This is a genomic window from Ruegeria sp. F12, from assembly GCF_056533885.1.
The window spans coordinates 24,478-48,496 of sequence record NZ_JBQFOV010000013.1; the positions used below are offsets into that span (position 1 = coordinate 24,478).

Consider the following 24,019-nt stretch of genomic DNA (forward strand, 5'->3'; position numbering starts at 1 on the left):
AAGATGTTAAGAAATGTAACAGGCGTCAGGGAACAAGAGATCGTATGATCCGTGCAAGACTCTGAACATCGAAGGGTTTCTGCACTCGTACCGTCGTATCGCCTTCAGCCGGGCTTTCTGCGTCATCAAAATAACTGCTGACCAGAATCGTCGGAACATCCGGTCGGACAGCCCGTGCAGACGCGATAAGATCGGTCCCCATCAGCCCCGGCATCATCAAATCCGACACAATTGCGTCATAGCTGTCCGGGGCCGCCCTAAAGGCATCCAGCGCGCGCATCGGCTCGGAATAGGCCTCGACCCGGTAGCCATAGCGCGTCAGCAACCGGCGCGTGACATAGAGGATGTTTTCGTCGTCATCGACCAGCAGGATGTGCTCATCCCCCGTGACGGCGCGCGCCTCTTCCTGTTGTTGCGCGCTTAGAACCGGCATCATCGGGTAGAACAGGCTGAACCGGGTTCCCTTGTCGGGTTCCGAATGCAATTCGACCCGACCGCGGCATTCCTCGACGCTGTTGCGAACGATGGCCATGCCCAGACCAGTGCCCTTGCCCACCGGTTTGGTCGAGAAGAAGGGTTCGAAAATTTTCTCCTGTACTTCAGGCGTCATTCCCGGCCCGTCATCGGTTACGTCCAACCGGATCACGCCAATCGCATCGTCCGGCAGGTCGTCCAGCGCAGAGTCTTCGGCTTGGCTGATGCGCAACACAACTGTGCCGGGGTGATCGCCGATCGCCTCGAACGCGTTGTGGCACAGGTTCAGCAATGTCTGGAAAAACAGTGTGCCGTCAAACTCGGCGAAGGCCTGATCAATGTCGATGTCAAAGCGTGTCTCGATACTAGGTGGGGCGGCGACCTTGATCAGGTCCAGCGCCTCTTGCGTGGCTTTGACCATATCGCCGCGCTGAGGGTTGCGGGGCCGTTGGCGGGCAAAGGTTAGCATCTTGCGAACCAGCGCCTGCGCCCGACGTGCCGCGATGCGGATGTGATCGACCGAGGTCTGAATGTCCTCGTTATCTTCGGCGTCCAGTTCGATCAGTTCGGCATTGCCGATCACGCTCATCAACACGTTGTTGAAATCATGCGCCACTGACCCGGCCAGAATGCCCACGGCCTCCATCTTCTGCACTTGTGCGAATTGCTCGCGCGTGCGGCGGGACTCGGTCATGTCCTCGCCGATACCGATATAGTGGGTGATGCTGCCATTCTGATCGACCAGCGGGAAAATCGCGGTCGAGACCCAGTAATGCGTCCCATCTTTGCGCAGGTTGCGAAACACACCATACCAGCTTTGACCGTTTCTCAGCCTGGCCTTCAGGTCGCCGTAAACCCCCTGCCCCGAATGTCCCGATTGCAGCATCTTGGGCGAATGGCCATAGACCTCGTGTGGACCATAGCCACTAAGGTCAAAGAACTTGCGGTTGGCATATTCGATCTTCAGATCAGTATCCGTGATGATGATCGAGGCCGGGCTTTGTTCGACCGCACGCGCCAGCTTGCGCTCGGCCAGCTCAACCTGTTCACGCAGCGCCAGTTCGGCCTTCAGGCGACGGTTGGCGCGCAGGATGTTGGTGATCAGAAACGTCGTGAGGATGGCAATGACCCCGACCAGAACGATCAGCCCAATCAACAGGACTGAGAAGTTGCGCACCAGACGTTCGCCATCCGAAAAGGCACGCACCATACCGGACAAGCTTCTGTCACGCTCCTGCACCCACAGGGTTTCAAGCGTTGCCAGCGCTGCCAAAGCATCACTGTCATCGACACGCACCAAAGCGTCGATTTGTTCCGCGCTGAGACCCGCAGCGATGCCCTCTTCGATCAATGAGATGTTGCCGGTATATTCCAGTGCCACGGCCTCGATCTGTTGCAGGGCCTCCTGCTCGGTCGGGGACGGGTTAGAAGCACGATAGGCGGCGATGGCGTTCAACAGACTTTCCGATTGCCGTCGCAGACGCGGCCCCAAGTCCGGGTCATGACGCAAAACGTAGTTCTTGAAGTTGTGAATCAGACCGCCATAGCCGAAATCCTCGCGGATATCTGAAATCCAATAGCCACGCGGCGTGGTCTCGGCCGAATATTCCTGCCACGCCACCCGCATTTCACCAATGCGCGCACCGGTCTCGCGCGACATGTAAAGAAACACGGACAGGATGATCACAAGCGCAAGGCCAATCGCAAAGGCCACCGCCAAGGGTCGCTTCAGAGACCCGCTCATCACGTCGGGACTGTCGCTCATGCCTGCACCCCTCCCAATTGGATCAACAAGAAAGGGTGTGTCACGTTTTGTACGCGCACGCTATGGCTGCGGGCGCGGCATATCTACGCTTTGGAATCGTCGTCCAACCCGTTCGTTTCCGCAATGAAGTCGGCCATCATGGGAACGTAGTCCTCACCCCGGCCGGCGGCCTCCATCGCGGCGAAGGCATTGCGCAGGGTCGCCTGAACCGGCGTGACCGCACCGATACTGTTGGCCAGGTTCGACAGATACCGCATGTCCTTATGCGCGTTGGTGATGGCAAAACGATGGGCGTTTTCGTCCCGCTCCAGCGTCCATTTCATAAAGGTCTCGTAGAACCCGTTCGACAAACGACCGGGGCGCAGAACGGAATCCACCTGTTCCGCGCTCAGACCCGACTTTCGGGCCACGGCCAGTGCCTCGGAATACAGGACCGCATAGCCCATGGCGACGAAGTTGTTGATCAGCTTCATTTTGTGGCCCAATCCGACCTCACCCATGTGGACAACCAGCCCGGCCCAGCAGTCGATTACCGGCTTGATGCGGGCAAAAGTCTCAGGCGACGCGCCAACCATCGCGTCCAGCGCCCCGGCTTCGGCCTCTTTCGGGGTGCGCCCCAGCGGAGCGTCGGCCAGGTCCATGCCTGCGCCGCGCAGTTCCTCGGCCAGTTGCAGGGTCGAGACCGGGTCCGAGGTGGAACAATCCACGACGATCAGCCCCTCTTTCCCTGCGGCGATGATCCCGTCGGGGGCCCGCACCAGCTGTTCCACTTGTGGACTGCCTGAGACACAGAGGTGGATGATGTCGCAGGCCTCGGCCATCTCACGAGCCGAATGAACTTCGGTCGCGCCGCGCTGCAACAGGTCTTCGACCGGTTGGCGATTACGATGCGCCATCACCACCAGCGGATAGCCGTTTTCCACGATGTTCTTGGCCATGCCATGGCCCATCAGGCCAACACCGATAAAACCGATTACGGGTTTGTTCATGGGATTTCCTTTGTTGCTGTCGCGGCTCAGGCGTCCGAGGACTGGGACCACAGATTGACCTCTCCGTTGGCGGAATAGAGGTCGATCTCGGCCAGTTCTTCGGACGTGAATTCAATGTTCTTCAGCGCGCCGACACAGTCAACGATCTGTTCCGTCCGCGACGCCCCGATCAAAGCAGTTGTGATCCCGCCTTCGCGCAGCACCCAGGCAATTGCCATCTGCGCCAGCGTCTGACCGCGCCGTTTGGCGATGGCATCAAGGTTGCGCAAATTCTGGATGGTGGCTTCGGTCAGCAGATCGGGGTTGAGGGACTTATCCTCGGTAGCGCGACTGCCTTCCGGCAGGCCATTCAGGTATTTTCCGGTCAGCATTCCTTGCGCCAGCGGCGTGAAGGCGATGGACCCGATCCCCAGCTCTTTCAGCGTGGCTTTCAACCCATCCGTTTCCACCCAACGGTTGATCATATTGTAGCTGGGCTGATGGATGATACAAGGCGTACCCAGATCCTTTAGAATAGCCGCAGCCTCGCGCGTGCGTTGCGAGTTATAGGACGAAATGCCGACATACAGTGCCTTGCCGGAGCGCACGATCTGATCCAACGCGCCCATCGTTTCCTCGAGCGGTGTGTTCGGGTCGAACCGGTGGGAATAAAAGATATCGACATAGTCGAGCCCCATCCGTTTCAAGCTTTGGTCACAAGAGGCGATCAGGTATTTTCGGCTGCCCCATTCGCCGTAGGGGCCGGGCCACATCCCATACCCGGCCTTGGATGAGATGACCAATTCATCACGGTATGCGGCGAAATCGGTTTTCAAAATCTCGCCAAACGCCTCTTCGGCGCTGCCTGGCGGCGGGCCATAATTGTTTGCCAGATCGAAATGCGTGATCCCCAGATCAAAGGCCGTGCGGCACAGCTCCTGCTTCAACTGACGGGGGCGATCATGCCCGAAATTATGCCACAACCCCAGCGAGATAGCAGGCAGTTTCAGCCCGCTGCTTCCGCAAGAGTTATAGATCATTTCATCATAGCGGGTGGCGCTGGGGACATATGGCATTGGGGAAAATCCTGAAGATATAGCAGATCGGAGTTGGCGCTATCATATGGGTCCGGACCCTTGCCCTCAAATGCCTTTAACCCCATTTAATACAGTGTAATGAACATCAAGGACCACAGGTTTGCCGCGCCCTGACCGAGTTTTCAAAAGCGCCTGCAACGCCATGCTGGACAGGCTGATGGCCGGGGCAGAGGTCACCAATATCTCGCAATTGGCGCGTCATTTGGGGGTCAGCCGCACTACAGTGCGGGCCGTTCTGTCCTATCTGGAAAAAAGGGGTTTGCTTGCCCGACAAGGACGGGGCTATGACGTGCAGCGCCTGCCAGAACAGGCCGATTACTTTTCAGCCGCCCAAACGATGGACACACGCGACGCGCTTGAAGCCGCGTTCATGCAGATGATCCGCAATCAAGATCTGGGCCCCGGAACGCGGCTGAACGAAGGGCAACTGGCGCGGCAGTTGGATGTCTCGGTTCAAACTATCCGCGAGTTTCTGATCGGCCTCAGCCGGTTTGGATTTGTGCGCAAGGATCACCACAGGCGCTGGGTGCTGGAGGGCGTCACCCGCCAATATGCGTTGGAGCTGCACGAGGTTCGCGTCATGTTCGAAAGCCGCGCGGTGGAAAACCTGTGCTGCCTGCCGGAGCAGCATCCGTTCTGGGGTGGTCTGGCACGGTTGCGGCAAGAGCATCAGGCTGTGACCCCCAGCGCCGATCTTTCCACGTTGGATTTCCCGGCATTGGACACCAAGTTTCACCGCTTCCTGAATGATCACGCGGGAAACCGGTTGATCGTCGGCTTTCAGGATGCGATTGCGATGATCTTCAACCACCACTACCTGTGGCCGCTAGAAAACCAGCTCGACCATCACCTGACAGCCACCGCCGATCACCTTGCCATCATCGACAGCATCGAAAGACGGGACAAGCGCAAGGCCCGTGCCGCGATGGCCGCGCATCTGGACACCACCCGCCGCCGCTTTGCCCAGGCGACCGCTAAACCGCCTGATGAACCTCGATGATGTTGCCCTCTGGGTCTTGAAAGAACACCTGGTGCCATTCCTTGGCAAAGGCTGTCCCGTAGTCGGAATAGGGGATGCCGTTGTCGTCCAACAATTTCTTGAAAGCCGCAATATCGTCGGTTCTGAAGGCAATATGCCCGCGTTCAACCGGATTGATGGACTCACTGTGTTTGAATGCCACACCAAGATCTTTCTCGGCCAGATGCATCTGCATATGGCCATCTGTGGCAAAACGGATCTTGCCGCTATAGCCGCTGTCTTCGGTCTCGTCAGGTCGGGGGAAGTTCTCGATCGGGATGTCGTCCAGCCCAAGGACGTGCGTGTAGAAATGATGCAGGCGCTCCACGTCCTGCGAGACATAGTTGATGTGGTGGAATTCCAGTTTCATGATCCGTGCGTATCCTGACGTTGATCCGATGGGCTGCAATCATTCGGTTTGCCCCGAAGATTACGCATTCCGCATCGCCGCGAAACCGCAAATTCAAGGATATGTCTTTGCTATTGCGACAAGACCGCCACTTTCCAGTATACTGACTCCCAAGCGCCAGACAGGTGCAGCAGACGGAGGGGGGAATGGAACAGCGGCTCTCGGCTATTCTGGCGGCTGACATGGTCGGGTATTCCCGGCTGATGGAACTGGACGAACTGGGCGTTCTGTCCCGGCAAAAGAAATACCGACGCGAACTGATCGACCCTGAGATCGAGCGCAGCCGCGGCAGCATTGTGAAAACCACTGGCGATGGCATGTTGGCCACCTTCGATTCTGTTCAGGACGCAGTGCGCTGCGCCGTGAACATCCAAAAAGCGATGAACCTGAATGAAACAGACCTGGAAGATGATCAGAGGATCCGCTTCCGCGTCGGCATCAATCTGGGTGATGTCATTTTTGATGAGGGCGACATCTTTGGCGACGGTGTCAACGTCGCGGCAAGGCTGGAGGGGCTGGCAGAGCCCGGTGGGGTTTGCGTCTCAGACATTGTGCATCAGGCCGTGCAAGATCGTGTCGATGCGCCGTTCCGGGACATGGGCGGGCAGCGGGTCAAGAATATCAGCCGACCGATCCGGGTTTGGCACTGGTCGCCGCAGGCCGCCCCCCGGCGCGTGGCACCCGATATCTCGCTGCAACAGCGGGTAAGGTTCTGCAAATCGGCGGATGGGGTCAATCTGGCCTGGGCCTCGACCGGACATGGGACGCCCGTGCTCAAGGCGCCGAACTGGCTAAACCATATCGAGTATGAATGGACCAGCCCCGTCTGGGGCGATTTCCTGTCCGAGATGTCCAAGCTTTGCCATCTGGTGCGGTTCGATCAGCGTGGCAACGGACTGTCGGATTGGGACGCGGATGATATCTCGGAGGATCGGATGATCGACGACATGATCGCCGTCGCCGATGCAGCGGGGCTGGATCAATTCGGCCTGTTCGGGATCAGTCAGGGCTCGGCCTTTTCGATCCGGTTTGCGGCCAAATACCCCGATCGCGTCAAGTTTCTGATCCTTCTGGGCGGCTATGTCCGGGGTCGCATGATGCGGGACGATGCCGAAGCCGAACAATTCTATCAGGCCTCCCGCGCGATGGTATCCGCCGGGTGGGGCTCACCCAATCCGGTCTATCGCCATTTCTTCACCTCATCTTACATGCCAGACGCCACCCCGGAAGAAGGCGCAAGCTTTGATGAGATGCAGCGTATCTCGGCCAGCCCCGAAACGGCGCTGCGGATCATGGAGATGAACGCTTATGTGGATGCCCGCGCGGATGCACAACGGCTAAACGTGCCGACATTGGTGTTGCATGTCAGAGATGACATGGCTGCCCCGATCAGCGAAGGCCGCGAAACCGCGCGCGAAGTTCCAACCGCCGAATTCGTCGAACTTCCGGGCGCCAATCACTGCATGATCCGAGGGCACGCGGGCTTTGACGAGTTTTTTCAGGAGATTGGCCCTTTCCTGCGGCAGCATGGCGGCTAACCTGCCCCGCAAAACAGAGATGAAAGAGCGACTATGCGGAAATACACGACGCTGGATGAAATCGGCCCCTTGGAGGTCTGGCCTTTCGACAACCCCAGCAGCGACTACAAGATATTGGAAGGTCAGCCCAAAGCCTCTGGCCGGATGGACGACGGCGGCCCCGGACATGTAACACGCGCCGGAATCTGGCGCTGCACCAAAGGAGTGTTTGAATGCACCGAACAGGGGGATGAGCTGATGACTATCCTGTCCGGCCGTTGCCAAATAATCGACCACAGTACAGGGCACACCACCGATCTGGATGTAGGAGATAGCTATTTCGTCCGGGACGGCAGCCGCGTGACGTGGAACATCATCGAGGATGTCACCAAGGTCTTCTTCGGGCATAAACCGGGCGGGTTCGACTGACGGAAGCGGGAATGCCGATGGCGAAAATGCCTCCGGCGATTTCCTGTAGGTCTGCGCAAAACGCTGCATTGCCCACGTTGGTTTGACTAAAGAAAATCTTGGAACTTTGCGTAAACCTTTACGCGGTATTTGCGCATAGCTTTGTACGATTTGCCCATAAGTTTGCATGCTGCAGAGAACTCATCGAACAAACAGGCTCTCAGGCTTATCTGCAGTGCCTAATTGCAGTTTACTGCCAATCACCAGCCGATGAACGCCACGTCTTAGCTTCCGCATCCCAAACACTGGCTGATGCGCAAGGCGTCGGGTTTATTCCGTCACAATTGCTTCCGTGGACATCCGCAAGGACAATGCGTTGACGCCCGAAGTCAACGACCGTCCAGCCTCGGTTAAGCAAGGAGTGAACCTCCTCTTCAATCAAGAAGTGCGACATGCATCCGCCAGTTCCGCAAAAAAGAGATGCGGCGCTCGAGCACGCGAAACCAGATTCGTTCAGAACCCAGTCGCGTTGTAGATCCCCGTCGAGATCCACTCTCTCGACCGCACCCCAATCTAAATCAAACTGACCGTCGTTGAACTCCGCGCAAGCCTGTGCCGCCAGATCAACCTTCGCCTGAAAACCGGGCGGAAGTTGTGAAACATCAGCAGCGACAGCTGGTGAGGTCCAAAATAGGCCCGAAACCAGCACAATCCCTGATACCAGCCCTTTCAACAGGCGCACTTTTTGGGAAGCAGTTTGGAGGGTGGCGTCAGTTACATTGATCATACCTATAGTCCCCGTACTCCAGCCAGTTTGCCGAACCTTCGCTAAAAATCAAAAACTCGGACCTGTCTTCCCCAAGCAGGGCAACGACAAATCCGGCCGGCGGCTCAGAGTTTCCGAAGTAACTGTAGGCCGTCATGGCTCTGATCGTCTCGCCGTCAACCGTTACTCGCGCGTCCCACTCTCCGTCCGGGTTGTCCAAAATTACGGGTTCGATCACGCGTTTTATCGCTCCGCCACCACAATAGACGATGCCTTCGGGTGCTTCGTAGGAGGCCTCCTGGCTAACATTCGAGTTGCACGCATAACGAAGGGATCGAATTGCCGCGCTGGAACCCTTCAAGTCAAAGATTCCATAGCTGACGTCTTGATCAATCATGGACAGATTAACCGATGCATTTGCTGCAAGCTGGTCCAGTACAAAATCATAATCCTGCTGACTGTTGAAACTGGCCTCGACGGGATAGTTGTCGACGATCTGCAAAGCAGCGTTTTCTGCGCCAACCTGAAATGCCCCAAATTCAGTGGTGCCGTTCTTCAAAAACCGAATGGAAAACCCCTGCTTCTCTACAATGTCCTGGCTGTCCTCGTATCCAGCCGGAGCAAAGCGGATACGGTCACACTGAAGTTCCAGTGTCATGTTTCCGGTTTGAATAAAAGCATTGGGACTAGGCCCGGAACTGAACGACCACTCCGCCGATGCAGTGGTCACCATTGCCATCATCAACGCTCCAATGGAAATCAGTTTGAAACTCATTTTCACTCTCCATGGTGTTGCGGTTCGGACTTTCACCCAGCAGGGTTCCCGGCTTGTTTCCCGGAAAACAAGGTCAGGAAACAGGTTCGCCGTATTCGTTTGCGCCTTCTTGGGAAGGTCGTGTCAGCCACCAGATCATCAGGATAGACAGAACCAATTGAAGAATTGAGACAACAACAATACCGGTCACGCCCAAGACGGCCGCAGGTCCTCGCAATGCATCGGGATTTTCGGTCCCTTGCTCCAATACCGAAAAGAACGCCACCCCACCCAGCAAAACAAAAAGCGTTGTAATGCTGAGCGCCATCGGCAACAGCAAGTACCAGCCAGGTCGCCCTGTATCGTGCAGCCTTCTCCAACCGACGGCGAGCATGGGTATAATGACGGCCAGTTGGAAAACTGAGGACAGAACCTGAGAGCCTTGGCCCGTTTCGGGGTTGGTTCCAAAAAGAACCGAATCCAACATGGCTAAAGCGGCACTCACGACAACCACAAACAAGAAGAACCACCAGTATTCTGAGCGTAAAGCCCGGCCGGAGAACTGGAAGTATTTCGAAAAACACGTTTTAACGGATTCACCAAATCCCATTTTTCACTCCCTTTTTGACTTTCATTGCGCCGAAAACGCTTCGCCGCTCAGAATTACTCACGCGCCCCTAAGGATGCGCCCACGAACCTTTTTTATTTGAAGACGAAGGCCTATCGTACGAGAGCGTAAAGAAGTTTACGCGCGGAAAAAATGTTGATTTATTAAAAAATAGATTCAAACATGCGAATTCGACACAACTTTCATTTTACCTCCGTTGTTGTCGTTGTTGCTCGCGTTGCCGGGCCCTTCCAGCCGCTAGAGTGAGTGCTGGCGGCTGGAAGACTTTCTAAAGTGATCGTGCTTAGGAGGACGCGATGCTCAATTTCAACAAGAGATCACTCTCTTCAAAGCTCGCTCTAGCTTTTGCCTGTGACGTCATTTGGCCATCATGCGTTGTTGGCCGTCTTGGCAATCAACAAAGTATCGATCCGCTGACCAAGCCAGCAAGCTGCGGGTTTTGGGCAAGGTAGTCACAGGATCAAGGCATGTTTTATTGGCTGTCCAGTCGCCAGAGATTCTAACAAGCGCATCCAATTTCAATAATTTCATGGGAACAAGAGGGAGAAGAAAATGTCCAACAAGATGGTGATGATTGCAGGCGCAACTTGTTTCGCATTGCTTGCAGCCTGCGACGAGACGAGTACATCAAACGCGTCCGCCGAACTCACGCCGGCTCAGCAGGCGTGTTTGCGAGACGTAGCCAGCACAACGAACAATTCGCAAGTCGTGGTGCTCTCATCCGCGTTTAGCGAGGCAGGAACACAGGTCACAGTCGGCGTTGGCGAGGATCGTGCTCCTTGGAATTGCATTGCTTACAGTGATGGCACGACAGCTGGTATCGAGTTCCTGGGCGAGGAAGGCGCATTGTGACCAGTTTGGTGCGCGGCGGAGCACGGCTGCGCAGTACTGGCTCGCTCTTTGGAAAGCTCGACTTGGCCTGCCGGATACGCCTTTCAGGCTATGGCGTAGGCATCCGTTACGGATCATCGGATGCACCAATTGACCGATTAGGAGTTTTGCAAGCAAAGCGAAACCTCTACGAGAAAGAGGCCTGCATGGATGCTAGGTTAGACCTTCTGGTGACTACTACTGGCCACGTGCCAATTGCATTATCGTACGGGCTGGTATTCGGTAGTTCGATCCCAGTTTTGCTGGGACTTCCGTTGGAAGGAACGGACCAGACGTATGTCTTCCGTGCGATTATGGGTCTTTACGTAGCAAACGCTTTGTTTTGGTCAGCGACCGTGGCGAAACCGGACTTACAGCGCACTGCGCTATGGGTTCTATTTTTGTCTATCTCGGGATTGGCCGCAGGATGCATACTTAGCATATTTTTTGACGGCGTCCCGAAAGGGATACTTCTCTTTTATCTTGCAGCCGCGACTACAATTGCAGCTCTGGCAGCGGTTTCCCCAAAAAACGTATGATGAAATAGGAAGTGGTAAAATGGTAAGGTTTGGCCTTGTTATCTCGATGATTGCAACACTAGCAGTTTCGACATTCGCTTTTGCACAATCTTCATCTGTCCAGATTGCGGTGGACGAAAACTTCTTAGAACTTGAGACTGCAGTTGCCGATGCGGGAGCTACTCCGATCGCATCGATAGATCATGCGCGCCTGGCCGAGGCCGAAGGTGTCGAAATGCCAGCGTCTCGTGTACTCGTGTTCTCTGATCCAGAGATAAACACGCCAATTCTGGAAGAGAACGTACGAGCAGGTCTGGATCTTCCTTTTCGCGTTCTTTCCTTCGATCAGGATGATCACCCGCAGATCGCATACACAGACTCTCAGTTTCTCAAAGTGCGTCATGGTCTGAACAATAGCCAAGCGTTGAATGCATTTGAGAACAAGTTGCTCGAAGTCCTGAACGACTTGGATGCAGCACCAGCACCGACCAAAGGATTACTTGCAAACTATGGCATCATCGAATTGCGATCTGAGCTCAGCGTGTCAGAGGCAGTAGAACGTCTCAGGACAGCTGTGATGGGACAGGACGATACAGTCTGGTTTGGGGAGATGGATTTTGCGGCCGAAGCGTCCCAACTGGGGGCGCAGCTACCGGATGCTGTTCTCTTGTTATTCGGCGGACCAGCACCCGGTGGTGTGGCAATGGCGGGTTTTCCGGCAATTGGATTGGATGCCTTTTGCCAAAAACTATTGGTTTACGCGAACGAAGAAGGCGGCTCCGTAGTCATTTTCAATGACATCGCTGCCTTGGCAGAATTGCACTACGGTTCCTCAGCCGAGCCTCATCACGGTTTGAACAAAAGGCTTACCGCAACATTTCAAACCGCAATTGAATGACCTTTGGTCAGAAGTCACAATTATCAGAGTTTTATTCTTCGCATTTCACTGCCCCTTTTTGGCTCAATCAGATCGGCATCCAAAATCCGGCAGCGGGCGAACAAAACTGGCACTAAAGAACGCAGCGGGTGGGACGGTTCGGCACCTGCGCAAAATGCAAGATTGGCCACCGCGCCTATCGGAGCGAGTTGGGGCAATCTTCCGGCTTGTTCAAGTGACGATCAACGAGAGCCAAAGGTCGAAATCCCGAGCGGATCATAGACGTTAGACTGCGTTGATTGCGAGTGATCGTGATAGTGGGCCTTACTGCGTGCGTGGCGTAGTGACGCCATCAACACTTTTTCCGGATTATTGATGAGACGGCTAGCACCGGCTTCGTCATGGTCTGTTTCTGCTGTGGGAGGGGCGGGCTGAAGACGGCCTTCAAGTACAGTTCCCCACACTTTGATATCGGCCAGCGTCAAAGGATCCACAGTTAGCGGATTTTCTTCAAGGATTGTGAAGTTGGCCAGTTTGCCGGGCTCGATGGAACCGATCTCATCCTCCAATTGCAGGGAATAGGCTGCACCGATGGTGATACCTTGCAGCGCGTCTTCGGCACTGATGCGCTGGTCCGGACCAACGACACGGCCACTCGTGGAAATCCGATTGACAGCAGCCCACATGTACTTCAGCGGCTCTGCAGGAGCCATCGGCATGTCCGAGTGCATCGAAAAGGGGATACCTGCCCGAACGGCGTCACCTAGTGGCACCATGCGCTCTGTGCGCTCGCTACCCACGCTGCCTGCGGAATACCGATCTGCGAGCGTCGGCGTATAAACGGAATTGCCACTGACAATCGCGCCAAGACGTTTAATACGTGCGATCTGATCTGGTTGAGCGTAGCCAAAGTGCACCACGACGGTGCGATGGTCATATCGCGGATTGCGCTGCATGGCGTCTTCAAGAGCATCAAGAAGGATGTCCAGACCGCCGTCTCCTAGATTGTGAACATGGACCTGAAAACCTGCGTCCCAATAAAGGTCGAACACCTGCTTGAAGAAATCAGGCGTCATAATCCATTGACCTTCATGCCCGTCCAGATAGCCGTCGCGCATGATCATTAATTCACTGAAGATCGCACCATCTAACAGGAGCTTGACTTGCTTAGGTAGGAACTGGGTTCGGCCTTCGCTCCACGCTAGCATAGCTTCGGTCTCGGCCAGTACTTTTTCGGGGCCCTCTGTGTTCAGAAACATACTCCCAAGCGTTCGACCGTCCGGAATAAAGTAAAAGTTGAACGGCGTTTCGTCTGGCCCGAACGCTTCTGCCACCAGAGCTTGGGCGTTCTGATCCACAGGGCCAGCAGGCTCTGCCAGGGTCGTGATCCCGCTGCGGTGATAATAGTTCTCTGTGAACTCCAGCGCCTCCATGACCCTGTCGATAGATGCATAGACCGGAGCAAACTTCTCAAAGAACACATGCTCCCAGAATGCAGCTTCAAGAAACAGGCCTTTCTCAAGATTGGCTTGAGACCGGGCCAGTTCGCTTGACCAGCCGGCAATGTATTCTTCGGTGATTTCAAGTTGTTCGAGGGCAACTGAGTTGAAGTACATCTCGTGGGTGGAGCGTTGCCATACAGCCAGCGGGATATCGGGGGCCAGTTCGTCCAAAATCACACGGCTCATGTCGCCGTGCCATGACGCGTGATACCCCCAGACCATCAGCGGTCGCCCGCTGCTTCGATCATATGTGTTGATGACCTCGGACAGACGTTGGCGAAACTCCTCCTCGCTATTGGCAAGAGGCGCAAATCCCGCTGGCGATTGCCAGTCCTCGATGGAAATGATGGCATCCGACATCATCGCAAGCGCGCCCAGAAGCGGGTGCAAATGCTGTTCAATAAACCCGGGCACCATGACCTTGTCTTCAAAACTGCGGTCAATTGCATAGCTACCTTCGGGTAGGCGACCCTCGATTTCCTCCAGGGTTCCAACGTCAGTAATTCGACCATTCCTGACCGCCACCGCCTCAACCACCGGGGCGTCCGGATTCATGGTGAGAACTTCTCCACCGACGTAGACAGTTGTGCCGGGAAACTCAGGGAAACGCTCGAAGGCGTCTTGCAATGAGGGGGACTGTGCAGCGCCGTGAAGCGGCATCAGCGCAAAAGCGAATACTGTGAGAGACTTAAAGAACTTCATTGATGCCTCCGAATGGGTTTACGGACATAAATAAATTGCTTCGATCAGAGCAGGCTGATCTGCGATGTGTCAACCTAAGCCCTCAGTCACTCAATACTGACTGAGCAACCCAAACTTGAAAGCCACTTTCGTTGACCGCTGTGGGCTCACAGCAGTCATTCGCCCAAATTCGCAGAATGCCTGCATTGGAAACAACGTTGGACTTTCACCAGGCAGCATAGAACGGCAGTTAATCTCGAATTCCCGAGAAAACGGACTATGCTTTGCCTCGTAAAACTAAGATGTTCAGTTCTTTGAAAACCAGATTTTGACAAGCCGACTGCGGCCGTACTTTAGTTGCAACTCATTTGGAGCGGTACTGCGATGCCAAACACTTCGTTACTTTCAAAGTCCAATTTTCCAGTTTTTGCGCTTATTGGAGGTTTGATTATGCAAAGCCTTGGAACTTCTCCTGTACATGCTGAAGACGACCCATACGCAACGCCGCGAGAAGATTTTTCCATCCGCGACCTGAGGAATGGTTACACAGCCAAGCAAGCCTACGACCTGAGCTCTGAATGGAATTTGCAGAAGTTCCTCGACATTACCGAAGCCGGGGCGTTTTCGTACATGAACCTCGCCGAGTTCCTGCCAAGTTCGGTTATTCGCCGCGACGGGGCCGTCGCGATGCTTGCGGCAAACCTTAACGATGCCATAGGTGCCACGAGTGTCCCAGGCGCTGATGAAAAGGCTGTCTCGCTTGACGAGATGATTAATGCCGACGATTCCACGGTGCAGGGCGTTATGGTTCTTCACAACGGTGAAATTGCTTACGAGGTTTACCCAGGAATGCGACGGACGGACAACCACGTCTGGATGTCCAATGCAAAGATCCTTTCGAGCTTGCTGATCGGTCAATTGGAAGATGAGGGTAAGATCGACGTTCAGAAAACGGTTGGCAATTATGTCGGTGGCACCGAGGGAACAGCTTGGGAGAACATAAAGATCATCGACGTCCTTAACATGCAGTCTGGGTTGGATCTGGAAGAGAACCCCCTCTCGCGCAAAGGCGATACGCCATATGGGCGTTTTGTCAGGGCTGAGGTTGGTGTTCCGAACGAAGCAGGCGTCCTTCAAACGCATAACGAAGCCCTTTTTGCTATACCCAAGCTGCGGGAACCGGCTGAGGCCTTCGAATACTCTTCTGCAAACACACAAATGCTTGGTCTTGTTATTGAATCCGTTACGAACCAGCGACTTGGTGAAGCGATCACGGAGCGGGTCTGGAGCAAAGCTGGAATGACTGGCGATGCCACCCTTGCGCTGTCACCTCAAGGAAACGGCATAATACACGGTCTGATCAGCAGCCGCTTGATCGACATGGCAAAGCTTGGTCTGCTCTACACGCCAAGCTGGGACAAGACAGCGTCAGACCGCATTGTATCTGAAAAGATGATCGACACGATCCAAACAGCGGGTGTCGCTGAAAACTACATGAAGGGAACGCTTGGCCCGCACCTTTCTGACGCATTCCGTGAACAACCAATGGCAAACGCATACCAATGGGATGCCGTTTTTGCCGATGGCGATTTCTACAAAAGTGGGATGAATGGCCAAGGAATTTATGTCTCGCCAGGAAAAGATGCCGTCATGGTTTGGTACGCAACCGGAGGTGCCAGTATCGACATGGAAGCCTACGCCAGAGCCATTGTGAATTCTCTGTAAGTCGGATCACGCACTGGTGTCTTTGGCTGTGACCCAATGTATTGTTGGTCGTTTGGTGACTAGAGCATCCATTCGACCGGCAGCCACCTGACCACGGCCGTCAGGGCACGCTGTAAACCGGTGGTTTGCGGGTCTGCGGTATGAACGGTGACTGTCCCATCCTGCTCTTCTTGCAGCCATATCATCTCGCCGCTGTCGTTGAGTTCGACGCGATAAGAAAACTCAGGCCGGTTCAATTGTTCTGCAAGTGCCTGAGTTATAGTTGGGCTTTCGATCATAAGGCCCATTTCTGTATTCAGCCGCGCAGACCTTGGATCGAGGTTGTAAGAGCCTATGAAGATCCGTTCTCCATCCGATCCGAAGACTTTTGCGTGTAAACCGGAGGCCGACCCGGCCAGCATCTCGGGCAGGCTGCGCTCGCGATGTTCACGCCGCAAGGCTCGAAGCTCTAGCAACTCTACACCGCTGTTCAGCAAGCCTTCTCTGTATCGCATATACGCTGCGTGAACCGGCATCACATCCGTGGCATCCAATGAGTTGGTCAGAATGCGGACCTTCACTCCGGACTTTGCCAACCCTTCCAGAACCTCCGCGCCTCTTTCCCCCGGAATGAAATACGCAGAGACCAAGTCCAATGAGATTTGAGAGGTTTTGGCGAACTCGATAAGTTGTTCGACAATCAGGTCTTCACTTTCGACTTCGCCCAAACCTTTTGACGGGTCGTCGACAAAAAGAGTGACTTCGCTCCACTCGAACTTCAGATCATGTGCTGCTATCCGGTCGGCCAGTTCGTTATCCTGAATTGCCCTTTGATAGCCTGCGCCAACCGCAGTCTGGCGCGCGGCGTCTGCCTTTGCTTTAAGGCTTTTTTCCGCCGGAGTTTCCAAAAAGAGCCCAGCGTCATACGCGGAGGCACTATTCCAATATGCGTCGAAGGATTGCGACACCTCATCCACAATCGGGCCGATAGCTATCGCGTCTACATCCAGGTAGTGCGTTCCCGCCCCGTAGTCGAAATAGATGTCACCAATGTTGCGTCCCCCAACTATCGTGGCGACCCCGTCCACAGACATTGACTTGTTGTGCATCCGCCGGTTCAGCCGCCCAAAGTCAAATGCATAGGACAGAAGTTTTGGGTTCCTCAAAGTGAACGGATTGAAAATGCGTACATTTGCATGTGGCAGAGCGTTCAGTTCGGCGAGCAAATCATCCAATCCGGAAATGCCGTTATCGTCGACCAACAATCTGACGCGCACACCACGCTCTGCTGCTACCCTAAGCTCCTCGAGAAGCATTAGGCCGGTAACGTCATCTTGCCAAATGTAATACTGAGCATCGATTGAGGATGTCGCTTCTCTCGCGAGGATCGCCCGTGCCGCAAAAGCTGCGCGTCCATTGCCCAAAGGCCTTACACCGTCGAGCCCGGGGTTACGCTCAAGTGCATTTTTTATTGTTGCACCTAATGGCCCGTCCCAATCGGCATCTTCCTTAAGCGTTGGCTCAGAAAAGTTTTCTTCAGGAAGCGGAAACGTCAATCGTAACCCCATTATGGTCACTGCGATCACCGCTACCAAAATCAAACATGTTCTGATCAGCCGCATTCGGGGATCCATAGGTGGCACTTCGGATTGTTCTTGCAGCTGAGATTGGCCTATCGACAGATAGTTTTTCAAGAGTTTAGGTTGGAGCAACAGGCTGAGCACCAAAGTTTGTCAGCTATGGAATTGACCGACCATGCACCTTAACGAGCACTATCAAACGTGACCGTAGTAGTCGCGAGAAACGACGGCCGAGTAGGCATAGTGTAGTAAGGTTCCCCAGTCGAAGATAGGTAGACCCACCTCGCGCTGTGCGGCACGGCTAAACGGTTGCATTCCTGTGCACTCATAGATGATGGCGCCAATGTTCGGATCACGTGCCACAAGTGCCTTTGTCGCTTCGACCATCTGTATTTCGCAGGCTTCGTAACGTGCGTACGGCTCTTGCGGGCGTTTTTCCGGATCCCAGAGTTTGTCGAACTCGGTCACCCCCAGCTCGTCCTGGGCGCCGCCAATGATTAGATTGGAATTCGGATCAATTCCGACAGCCTCAAGGTGGCGATCCGTCAGGAAGCGGCGTTGAGCACACAGGATTGCCACCTTCTTACTGCTGCCTATGAGGGTCTGGGCAAATGGCACCTGCAGCAGGCTGGACGTGAACACCGGCACGCTAACGGCGTTGGCCACCTCCTGCTGGAAATAGGCAAAGTACCCACATTCCGCGGCAATGGCGCGGCACCCGTATTTTTCCAACCGCTTTGCGGATGCAATGATCGGCGCGCGTACTGGTGTTTTGTCCAGATCCCAAACCAAGGCCTTGTTGCTGACGTCCGTGGCGATGTCGTATTGGATCGGAAAGGGAAACGCGCTTGGGTTTCGCACGTCACCGGGGAAGCCCGGATAGGCATCGTCCAGAAGTATGACGCCAAGGCCCATCCCATAGCCCACATGGTTCTGACGCGCGCGGATATCTTTGATGCCGGGTCACGGGGTGCATAAAGCACTTAGTTGGGCCTTTTCGTGTTAGGCATTTGGGCGGGCCAACATACAGTCGACCCACCTCAGTCTGATCAGCTGTTGCGTTCGAGGAAGTCGACCAGCAGGGCCGAGATCTTCTCGGGCTGGTCTTCCATCGAGAAGTGGCCGCAGTTCTCGAGCACATGAAGTTCCGAGCCGGGGATGGCGTTGTTCAGCTTATGGGCCCACGCAACCACCTGCCAGGCGTCATCCGCGCCCCAGATCAATTGGACCGGACGCTCACCGAGTTCGGCGTAGCGCGGTGCAACCTCATCGGTATGCTTGGGGTCGTAGTGCATAACCTGATGCTGAAAGAAACTGCCCTGTCCTACGGGACCACAGATGAAATCGAGGTAGGTTTCCATCGAGGTCTCGGCGAGACGTTTCTTGTTCTGCACTGTCGAATAGAGCCATTCCCGGAAATGCTCACGGTGTTCTGCATCCGGCGCCTTGATCAGCTTCTCAAGACCCGCTTGCATCTGTTCATGGGTACGCTTCGAGGGCCAGCTGTCATAGCTCACCACGTCGATCATGGTCAGCGTGCGGACACGCTCAGGGGATTGGATGGCGAACCGCTGGGCGATACCACCACCGATATCATGTGCGATGACATGCAGGTTATCCAGCCCCCAGATGTCGAGCAGCCCTTCAAGGATCGGAACCTGCCCAGTGACCGAGGTGTCGATGTTCGGGTCGCGTGGACGTTCCGACAAACCATACCCGAGAAGGTCGAATACATGCACCTTGTACCCGGCCTCGACCAGCGAAGGCAGAATGTTGCGCCAGATCCAGGACGAGGACGGAGTGCCGTGGATGAGGACCACGGGATCGCCTTCACCATGGACGCCGTGGGCGATGCGGTTTCCGTTTATCACACAGTGTCGGTCAACAAGTTGGGTCATGGTTTTTCTCCTGCTTTGGTGGGCTGGTCGGGCAGCTATTCCGGGATGATTTCAAGGAAAGGGAGCGCAGGAACGGTCATACGCTCCAGGCAAAAATGCCGTAGGCGCCGGCGGCGATGTAGAAGCCCTGCATCGTCGTCCAGCCCCACATCTGCTTGCGCACCGCAAGGGTGAAAAGCAGCAGCGCCGACAACAGGAAAAACACGAAGGAAAGCACCTCGTATCCAGTGTTGGACGCGATGAGCAGGGAATATGCGATAGACAGAAGAGCTCCGCCCCACTCAAGCGATTTGTTTGCATCGGTTGTCATACTTCAATCCGTTTTCTGACTTTCCCCGATTGTAGTTTCAGAGCAATCAATCTATCCAATGAATGATTGTCATGAATCAATAAAAAATTAGAATGGAGCTGTGTCATGGCTGAACGATTGGAAATAGATGGCCTGCGGGCGCTTCTGGCAATCTCGTCTCATGGGGGCGTTACCCGCGCGGCCGAACATCTTGCGCTGTCGCAACCGGCGGTTAGCCACAAGATCAGGCGGCTGGAAACGGCGCTGGATTGCGATCTTTTGGCGCGCCGTGCAGGCGGGCCGCTATTTACTGAAGCGGGTGAGCGGTTGCTGGGATATGCACAGCGCATGATGGATCTGCATGACGAAGCGCTGGCTGCGTTGGGCAAGAAACCACTCAAGGGCACGATACAACTGGGCATGACCGAAGACACAACGGGTGGCGACGTGGCTCGTATTTTAGGTCGCTTCACCCGACTGCACCCGGAAACCCAAGTGCGCACACGGATCAGCCAGAGCCTGACCCTCGCAGATTGGCTGGAGGCCGGTGAAATCGACGTTGCGGTCATGCAGGTCTTCAGCCGTGATGTGCACCCTGACGATCTGGTTCTCTATGAAGACCAGTTGCATTGGATCAAATCTCATGACCTTCCGCTGGACTTGTCGGTCCCGGTTCCGTTTCTCGCCTTTGATAGCAACTGTTTCTACAAGCATTGGGCCAGTGCCGAAGGGGCGCGAGGTGGGCAACGGTTTGAAACGGTCTTCGAATGCCCCAGTGCGTCGGGCATCCTGTCCTCCGTGCGCTCGGGGTTGGGGGTCGCGCTGATGAACGGGCTGCACCTGTCGTCTGACCTGGAAGTTGTCGAAGATGTGTTCCCCGAGCCGCCTTCCATCGCCTATGTCGCGCGAACTCGCCCCAAGAACCGGAATGATGCAGTCAAGGCGCTCATCCAGGAAATCTCCCGTGAGGTCAGAAATGCAATTCCCCTACGCGTTGCTTGACGAACCAGCCCTGGCCTCTATCGAAGCACAGGCAGCCCAAATTCTCGATGAAATCGGGGTTGAGTTGCAGGGGGATCCCGGCAGCCTCAACGCCATGGCGTCGGTCGGGGCACGGATCGAAGGCGAGCGTGTTCGTATCGACGCTGACCGTCTGCGCGGTCTGATTGCGCGTGCGCCCGCCTCCTTTATCTGGCAAGGAAAGACCGAAGCGGCTTCGGTCACAGTCGGAGGCGACCGCCCGGTGGTTGTCCCCTTCTATGGCCCTCCGAATGTCCGGCACGCGAACGACACCATTCGCCAGGGCACGCTCGAGGACTACCGCGAACTCGTGCGCTTGTGCGATGCTTCGTCGGCAATCGACAGCACCGGCTTTCAGCTTTGCATCGCCCACGACGGGAACGCGCTCGTGCCCTACATGGAGCTCGCCCGCGCCCATCTGGCGCTTTCGAACAAGCCGATGATGGGCACCATCCTGTCCGAAGACGCGCTGCGCGAGGTTGCCAGCGCGGCTGGCGTCAAGGATACGGACGAAGACTGTCGGTTGCTTCACCTGATCAACCTGACGCCCCCGTTGTTCTTTCAGGTCAATCCGCTGCGCTGCCTGCGTGCGTCGGCCGAATTGGGTCAGGCGAGCCTTGTTGCCTCTTACATGATGATGGGGGCCACGGCGCCGGTGACCGTTGCCGGGGCGCTGGCGCAGGGGCTTGCGGAAATCATGGTAGGGCTGGCTTTGACGCAAATCTATCGCCCTGGGGCGCCAGTGGTCGGCGGGATCTTCGCAACCCCGTTTTCGATGCAGTTCATGGGCCCGATCTTTGGAACACCAGAATCTCACCTCGCCCAATTGGCCGGTTGCCAGCTGGTGCGTCGACTTGGGGTCCCCTGCCGTGGCGACGGATTGGTCACTTCTTCTAAGATCAATGACGCTCAGGCTGGATATGAAGGTGCCAGCGCCTTCGGAGCATCTTTTATGGGAAGGGCCGACCTGATCCTGCATGCGGCGGGTTGGCTGGAGTTTGGGCGGACTGTCGGTGTTGAGAAGTTCAATTCTGATGAGGCGATCCTAGAGGCGCAGCTCTCAAATCTCCAAATTCGTCATTCATCAGGATACTTCTGAACGACGGCTGTGAGCCGTTCGTCATACTTAGAAAAGTCCGGGTTGTGCGCATCGCAGACCCTGCGTGATAGTTTAAGTTTCCCTAGGAAGCCCCGTTGCGGGATTGAGCAACGCAAAGGGCCATAGCCGCAACGATTTCGCCAAAAATTGATTGCATTCATCGCCAAGGCAGACAATCGCGCAGCGCAAAATCTTGGGCAAACTACGCAGACATATTGGATGCGAGAAGTGTTGTGCGCAAACCCACACATCCTGTAGGGACGCGCATAACGCTGCATTCCTATCATTGATTTTATTCAGAAAATCTGGGTGTCTTCGCCCATAATATTGCACAGCATTTGCGCATAAGTTTGCACGATTTGCCCATAAGTTTGCACGGTTCACCATACGCGCTCAATTGTCGATTGACTTAGCGTAGCTCGATCAACTTGAACGCACCAAAACTCAATCAAAAGTGCATTTCACCTGGAATAATTCAACCCAAAACCGAACAACACAACTCAATTGCGAGGTTGTGGTAGATCCCTTTCAATGTAGCGCGGCTCGGTTGGCCTTCTCCAGTCAGCCAACTTGTATTTTGGCGACATACAAGCTTTTGCGGCAAAGGCGGCATCGATTGCTTAGCGAGTGAACTTCATCGGATTCTTCAATGCTCGATATCCCGCTTTGACAGAGCCGCTACGAGGACAGGCGCCAAAACAAGCGCCGCCAAGACCCTAAAAATATGATGCACGCCGACGAAAGCAACATCTCGACCAACGCTCACCGCGATGATTGACATCTCCGCCAAGCCTCCAGGTGAATATGCTAAGACAAGTGCGACCGGGTCTGCCTCCAACACGTTCGCAACAGCCAGTGCGCCTGAGAAGGCCACAGAAATCTGGAGAGCGACAACCATGGCCGCTGCACCTAGAGCTGCGATCAGAGCTTTGATGGGCACTCCGGAAAAGCGTGCACCAACATTAATGCCTATGAAGACCTGTACCAACGCAGTCACAGAAACCGGGATCTCGAATTCTGTCCATCCCAGCAAGTGAACGGCCGCGCTGAATATCATCGGCACTACCACAATAGGTGCCGGCAGCTTCACCCTACCCCGTGCTAGCATTCCCACAACGATGCAACCGATGATCCAAACCCAATCGGTGAACGTGATCGAAGCCAGCTGTGTTTGCGCTTCGGGTGGAATGACTTCGAAGTCTGCAATCAGGTTGATTAGTACCGGAATCAGCAAAATTGCTAATGCAATGCGCAACGCATGAACGATAGCGACACGAGCCTGATCCGCACCCTTTTGCTCGGACAGCAACACCATTTCGGCAATGCCACCCGGCATTGCGCACAGAGAAGCTGTCAATGCATCAAATCGCGAAATACGTCGTAAAAGGTAGAAACCAAGGACGTACATTATTCCAAGGGCTAACAGTAAGAAGGCCAATGACACCCACCAAGCACCAAAAGAGGAAAGCAACTCGTGCGTAAAGGATGCTCCTAACATCACACCGACAGTTGCTCTTACCAGGTCCAACATAGGGCCCGGTAGTTTAACAGGAAACTGCTTCAACGACCCGGCGATGGTCACCAACATTGACCCTATCATCCACCCCAGTGGAATGCCTGTGAGCGATACAAGCCAGCCAGCAACAGCTGCCGTGACTATGATAGCGCCATGCTGTGAGAACTTGGCTAAACTTGAAATCAGACCAAACGCTTCGTGCTGTGCAACACGCCGTCCGCATCGCCATAAACCCAATCACCAGGATGGAATTTAACCCCACCGAAAGTCACCGGCTCCCCGATTACGCCCCATCCACGTTTCGCGCTTTTGACGGGACTGGTCGCTAAGGCGAATACCAGAGTGTCCATTTGATTGATTTCGGCACTGTCTCGAACTGCGGCATTCATGATAAGACCAGCCCATCCATTTTGGATTGCAAGATCAGCCAACATATCGCCAAGGATTGCAATTCGCGTTGATGCTCCGCCGTCGACAACCAAAACGCGCCCCTCACCGGGTGTTTTCAGTTGCGCCCTAAGTTCCGTGTTATCTTCGAAGCACTTCACTGTCTGTATTTGCGCCGCAAAGAACGGTTTTGTCCCGAACTGCCGAAACGGTAGGTGGACAAGTGTAAGCTCTGACGCATGGTGATCGATAAGGTCAGCGGTTTTCATGATGG

Annotated in this window: 24 protein-coding genes; 9 read left to right on the forward strand and 15 right to left on the reverse strand. The window is 55.0% G+C overall.

The window, feature by feature from the left end; genetic code table 11:
• Positions 1 to 25: 25 nt before the first annotated feature.
• From ACR0CA_RS16160 to mgrA, 3 genes are all read right to left on the reverse strand, one after another.
• Positions 26 to 2,239 carry a hybrid sensor histidine kinase/response regulator gene (locus ACR0CA_RS16160; RefSeq protein ID WP_480900223.1) on the reverse strand — a complete coding sequence of 738 codons (2,214 nt, stop codon included), beginning with the start codon at positions 2,237 to 2,239 and terminating at the stop codon, positions 26 to 28.
• A gap of 83 nt (positions 2,240 to 2,322) precedes the next feature.
• Positions 2,323 to 3,279, reverse strand: a complete 957-nt coding sequence (locus ACR0CA_RS16165) for an NAD(P)-dependent oxidoreductase (protein WP_480900225.1) — start codon at positions 3,277 to 3,279, stop codon at positions 2,323 to 2,325.
• Positions 3,255 to 4,283 carry an L-glyceraldehyde 3-phosphate reductase gene (mgrA, locus tag ACR0CA_RS16170; protein ID WP_480900227.1) on the reverse strand — a complete coding sequence of 343 codons (1,029 nt, stop codon included), beginning with the start codon at positions 4,281 to 4,283 and terminating at the stop codon, positions 3,255 to 3,257. Before mgrA ends, ACR0CA_RS16165 begins: the two co-directional genes overlap by 25 nt.
• A 163-nt stretch (positions 4,284 to 4,446) precedes the next feature.
• On the opposite strand from mgrA, the gene ACR0CA_RS16175 reads away from it, so the two are divergent.
• A complete protein-coding gene (locus ACR0CA_RS16175; RefSeq protein ID WP_480900229.1) occupies positions 4,447 to 5,304 on the forward strand; it encodes a GntR family transcriptional regulator in 858 nt (285 codons plus the stop codon).
• Here the strand turns inward: ACR0CA_RS16175 and ACR0CA_RS16180 are convergent.
• Positions 5,279 to 5,692 (reverse strand): VOC family protein, encoded by a 414-nt coding sequence (locus ACR0CA_RS16180; protein ID WP_170787455.1) that lies wholly within the window; start codon positions 5,690 to 5,692, stop codon positions 5,279 to 5,281. The two genes, ACR0CA_RS16175 and ACR0CA_RS16180, sit on opposite strands and share 26 nt — an antisense overlap.
• 185 nt (positions 5,693 to 5,877) lie before the next feature.
• Between ACR0CA_RS16180 and ACR0CA_RS16185 the strand changes: the two genes are divergently transcribed.
• Complete coding sequence (locus tag ACR0CA_RS16185) at positions 5,878 to 7,269, forward strand: alpha/beta fold hydrolase (protein WP_480900231.1); 1,392 nt, start codon at positions 5,878 to 5,880, stop codon at positions 7,267 to 7,269.
• A 33-nt stretch (positions 7,270 to 7,302) separates the two neighbouring features.
• Positions 7,303 to 7,677, forward strand: coding sequence for a cupin domain-containing protein (locus ACR0CA_RS16190; protein ID WP_480900233.1), 375 nt, complete (start codon positions 7,303 to 7,305; stop codon positions 7,675 to 7,677).
• A gap of 229 nt (positions 7,678 to 7,906) precedes the next feature.
• Here the strand turns inward: ACR0CA_RS16190 and ACR0CA_RS16195 are convergent, their stop codons facing one another.
• The 4 genes from ACR0CA_RS16195 to ACR0CA_RS16210 all read right to left on the reverse strand — a co-directional run bounded on the left by ACR0CA_RS16195 (position 7,907) and on the right by ACR0CA_RS16210 (position 10,335).
• On the reverse strand, positions 7,907 to 8,443 hold the full coding sequence (locus ACR0CA_RS16195) for a hypothetical protein (RefSeq protein WP_480551790.1): 537 nt from the start codon (positions 8,441 to 8,443) through the stop codon (positions 7,907 to 7,909).
• On the reverse strand, positions 8,427 to 9,197 hold the full coding sequence (locus ACR0CA_RS16200; RefSeq protein ID WP_480900235.1) for a hypothetical protein: 771 nt from the start codon (positions 9,195 to 9,197) through the stop codon (positions 8,427 to 8,429). The genes ACR0CA_RS16195 and ACR0CA_RS16200 overlap by 17 nt, the downstream gene beginning before the upstream one ends.
• Before the next feature lie 73 nt (positions 9,198 to 9,270).
• Entirely contained in the window at positions 9,271 to 9,786 is a 516-nt protein-coding gene (locus tag ACR0CA_RS16205) for a DUF805 domain-containing protein (protein WP_480900236.1), read from the reverse strand.
• A gap of 375 nt (positions 9,787 to 10,161) precedes the next feature.
• Positions 10,162 to 10,335 carry a hypothetical protein gene (locus tag ACR0CA_RS16210; RefSeq protein ID WP_480900238.1) on the reverse strand — a complete coding sequence of 58 codons (174 nt, stop codon included), beginning with the start codon at positions 10,333 to 10,335 and terminating at the stop codon, positions 10,162 to 10,164.
• 21 nt (positions 10,336 to 10,356) lie between these two features.
• Here ACR0CA_RS16210 and ACR0CA_RS16215 point away from each other — a divergent pair, with 21 nt between their 5' ends.
• From ACR0CA_RS16215 to ACR0CA_RS16225, 3 genes are all read left to right on the forward strand, one after another.
• A complete protein-coding gene (locus tag ACR0CA_RS16215; protein WP_480900240.1) occupies positions 10,357 to 10,656 on the forward strand; it encodes a hypothetical protein in 300 nt (99 codons plus the stop codon).
• Positions 10,657 to 10,841: 185 nt separating this feature from the next.
• Positions 10,842 to 11,213, forward strand: a complete 372-nt coding sequence (locus ACR0CA_RS16220; RefSeq protein ID WP_480900345.1) for a DUF4345 family protein — start codon at positions 10,842 to 10,844, stop codon at positions 11,211 to 11,213.
• Positions 11,176 to 12,090: a DUF302 domain-containing protein gene (locus tag ACR0CA_RS16225; RefSeq protein WP_480900241.1), complete on the forward strand. Its 915-nt coding sequence runs from the start codon at positions 11,176 to 11,178 to the stop codon at positions 12,088 to 12,090. Before ACR0CA_RS16220 ends, ACR0CA_RS16225 begins: the two co-directional genes overlap by 38 nt.
• 221 nt (positions 12,091 to 12,311) lie before the next feature.
• Here ACR0CA_RS16225 and ACR0CA_RS16230 read toward each other — a convergent pair whose 3' ends face one another.
• Positions 12,312 to 14,273, reverse strand: a complete 1,962-nt coding sequence (locus ACR0CA_RS16230) for an amidohydrolase (RefSeq protein WP_480900243.1) — start codon at positions 14,271 to 14,273, stop codon at positions 12,312 to 12,314.
• A 363-nt stretch (positions 14,274 to 14,636) separates the two neighbouring features.
• On the opposite strand from ACR0CA_RS16230, the gene ACR0CA_RS16235 reads away from it, so the two are divergent.
• Complete coding sequence (locus ACR0CA_RS16235) at positions 14,637 to 15,977, forward strand: serine hydrolase domain-containing protein (RefSeq protein WP_480900245.1); 1,341 nt, start codon at positions 14,637 to 14,639, stop codon at positions 15,975 to 15,977.
• Positions 15,978 to 16,036: 59 nt separating this feature from the next.
• Here ACR0CA_RS16235 and ACR0CA_RS16240 read toward each other — a convergent pair whose 3' ends face one another.
• From ACR0CA_RS16240 to ACR0CA_RS16255, 4 genes are all read right to left on the reverse strand, one after another.
• Positions 16,037 to 17,578 carry a phospholipase D-like domain-containing protein gene (locus tag ACR0CA_RS16240; RefSeq protein WP_480900247.1) on the reverse strand — a complete coding sequence of 514 codons (1,542 nt, stop codon included), beginning with the start codon at positions 17,576 to 17,578 and terminating at the stop codon, positions 16,037 to 16,039.
• Between the two features lie 153 nt (positions 17,579 to 17,731).
• Positions 17,732 to 18,493, reverse strand: a complete 762-nt coding sequence (locus ACR0CA_RS16245) for an aspartate/glutamate racemase family protein (protein WP_480900347.1) — start codon at positions 18,491 to 18,493, stop codon at positions 17,732 to 17,734.
• A 92-nt stretch (positions 18,494 to 18,585) separates the two neighbouring features.
• Positions 18,586 to 19,434, reverse strand: a complete 849-nt coding sequence (locus tag ACR0CA_RS16250) for an alpha/beta fold hydrolase (protein WP_480900249.1) — start codon at positions 19,432 to 19,434, stop codon at positions 18,586 to 18,588.
• Positions 19,435 to 19,510: 76 nt separating this feature from the next.
• Positions 19,511 to 19,744, reverse strand: coding sequence for a hypothetical protein (locus ACR0CA_RS16255; RefSeq protein WP_170655455.1), 234 nt, complete (start codon positions 19,742 to 19,744; stop codon positions 19,511 to 19,513).
• 105 nt (positions 19,745 to 19,849) lie between these two features.
• On the opposite strand from ACR0CA_RS16255, the gene ACR0CA_RS16260 reads away from it, so the two are divergent.
• On the forward strand, positions 19,850 to 20,725 hold the full coding sequence (locus ACR0CA_RS16260; RefSeq protein ID WP_480900251.1) for a LysR family transcriptional regulator: 876 nt from the start codon (positions 19,850 to 19,852) through the stop codon (positions 20,723 to 20,725).
• Complete coding sequence (locus ACR0CA_RS16265; protein WP_480900253.1) at positions 20,700 to 21,842, forward strand: trimethylamine methyltransferase family protein; 1,143 nt, start codon at positions 20,700 to 20,702, stop codon at positions 21,840 to 21,842. Before ACR0CA_RS16260 ends, ACR0CA_RS16265 begins: the two co-directional genes overlap by 26 nt.
• 646 nt (positions 21,843 to 22,488) lie before the next feature.
• Here the strand turns inward: ACR0CA_RS16265 and ACR0CA_RS16270 are convergent.
• A complete protein-coding gene (locus tag ACR0CA_RS16270) occupies positions 22,489 to 23,595 on the reverse strand; it encodes an AbrB family transcriptional regulator (RefSeq protein ID WP_480900255.1) in 1,107 nt (368 codons plus the stop codon).
• Positions 23,541 to 24,014 carry a ribonuclease E activity regulator RraA gene (gene rraA / locus ACR0CA_RS16275; protein ID WP_480900257.1) on the reverse strand — a complete coding sequence of 158 codons (474 nt, stop codon included), beginning with the start codon at positions 24,012 to 24,014 and terminating at the stop codon, positions 23,541 to 23,543. The genes ACR0CA_RS16270 and rraA overlap by 55 nt, the downstream gene beginning before the upstream one ends.
• Positions 24,015 to 24,019 lie beyond the last annotated feature (5 nt).

Excerpts from the sequence above, each read along its gene's own strand:
- ACR0CA_RS16255 (WP_170655455.1), bottom strand. The coding sequence starts at position 19,744 with ATGACAACCGATGCAAACAAATCGCTTGAGTGGGGCGGAGCTCTTCTG.
- rraA (WP_480900257.1), bottom strand. The coding sequence starts at position 24,014 with ATGAAAACCGCTGACCTTATCGATCACCATGCGTCAGAGCTTACACTT.
- ACR0CA_RS16160 (WP_480900223.1), bottom strand. The coding sequence starts at position 2,239 with ATGAGCGACAGTCCCGACGTGATGAGCGGGTCTCTGAAGCGACCCTTG.
- ACR0CA_RS16195 (WP_480551790.1), bottom strand. The coding sequence starts at position 8,443 with ATGATCAATGTAACTGACGCCACCCTCCAAACTGCTTCCCAAAAAGTG.
- ACR0CA_RS16175 (WP_480900229.1), top strand. The coding sequence starts at position 4,447 with ATGCTGGACAGGCTGATGGCCGGGGCAGAGGTCACCAATATCTCGCAA.
- ACR0CA_RS16260 (WP_480900251.1), top strand. The coding sequence starts at position 19,850 with ATGGCTGAACGATTGGAAATAGATGGCCTGCGGGCGCTTCTGGCAATC.
- ACR0CA_RS16235 (WP_480900245.1), top strand. The coding sequence starts at position 14,637 with ATGCCAAACACTTCGTTACTTTCAAAGTCCAATTTTCCAGTTTTTGCG.
- ACR0CA_RS16230 (WP_480900243.1), bottom strand. The coding sequence starts at position 14,273 with ATGAAGTTCTTTAAGTCTCTCACAGTATTCGCTTTTGCGCTGATGCCG.
- ACR0CA_RS16185 (WP_480900231.1), top strand. The coding sequence starts at position 5,878 with ATGGAACAGCGGCTCTCGGCTATTCTGGCGGCTGACATGGTCGGGTAT.
- ACR0CA_RS16205 (WP_480900236.1), bottom strand. The coding sequence starts at position 9,786 with ATGGGATTTGGTGAATCCGTTAAAACGTGTTTTTCGAAATACTTCCAG.
- ACR0CA_RS16190 (WP_480900233.1), top strand. The coding sequence starts at position 7,303 with ATGCGGAAATACACGACGCTGGATGAAATCGGCCCCTTGGAGGTCTGG.
- ACR0CA_RS16250 (WP_480900249.1), bottom strand. The coding sequence starts at position 19,434 with ATGACCCAACTTGTTGACCGACACTGTGTGATAAACGGAAACCGCATC.
- ACR0CA_RS16180 (WP_170787455.1), bottom strand. The coding sequence starts at position 5,692 with ATGAAACTGGAATTCCACCACATCAACTATGTCTCGCAGGACGTGGAG.
- ACR0CA_RS16220 (WP_480900345.1), top strand. The coding sequence starts at position 10,842 with ATGGATGCTAGGTTAGACCTTCTGGTGACTACTACTGGCCACGTGCCA.
- ACR0CA_RS16215 (WP_480900240.1), top strand. The coding sequence starts at position 10,357 with ATGTCCAACAAGATGGTGATGATTGCAGGCGCAACTTGTTTCGCATTG.
- ACR0CA_RS16240 (WP_480900247.1), bottom strand. The coding sequence starts at position 17,578 with ATGCGGCTGATCAGAACATGTTTGATTTTGGTAGCGGTGATCGCAGTG.
- ACR0CA_RS16265 (WP_480900253.1), top strand. The coding sequence starts at position 20,700 with ATGCAATTCCCCTACGCGTTGCTTGACGAACCAGCCCTGGCCTCTATC.
- ACR0CA_RS16200 (WP_480900235.1), bottom strand. The coding sequence starts at position 9,197 with ATGAGTTTCAAACTGATTTCCATTGGAGCGTTGATGATGGCAATGGTG.
- ACR0CA_RS16210 (WP_480900238.1), bottom strand. The coding sequence starts at position 10,335 with ATGAAATTATTGAAATTGGATGCGCTTGTTAGAATCTCTGGCGACTGG.
- mgrA (WP_480900227.1), bottom strand. The coding sequence starts at position 4,283 with ATGCCATATGTCCCCAGCGCCACCCGCTATGATGAAATGATCTATAAC.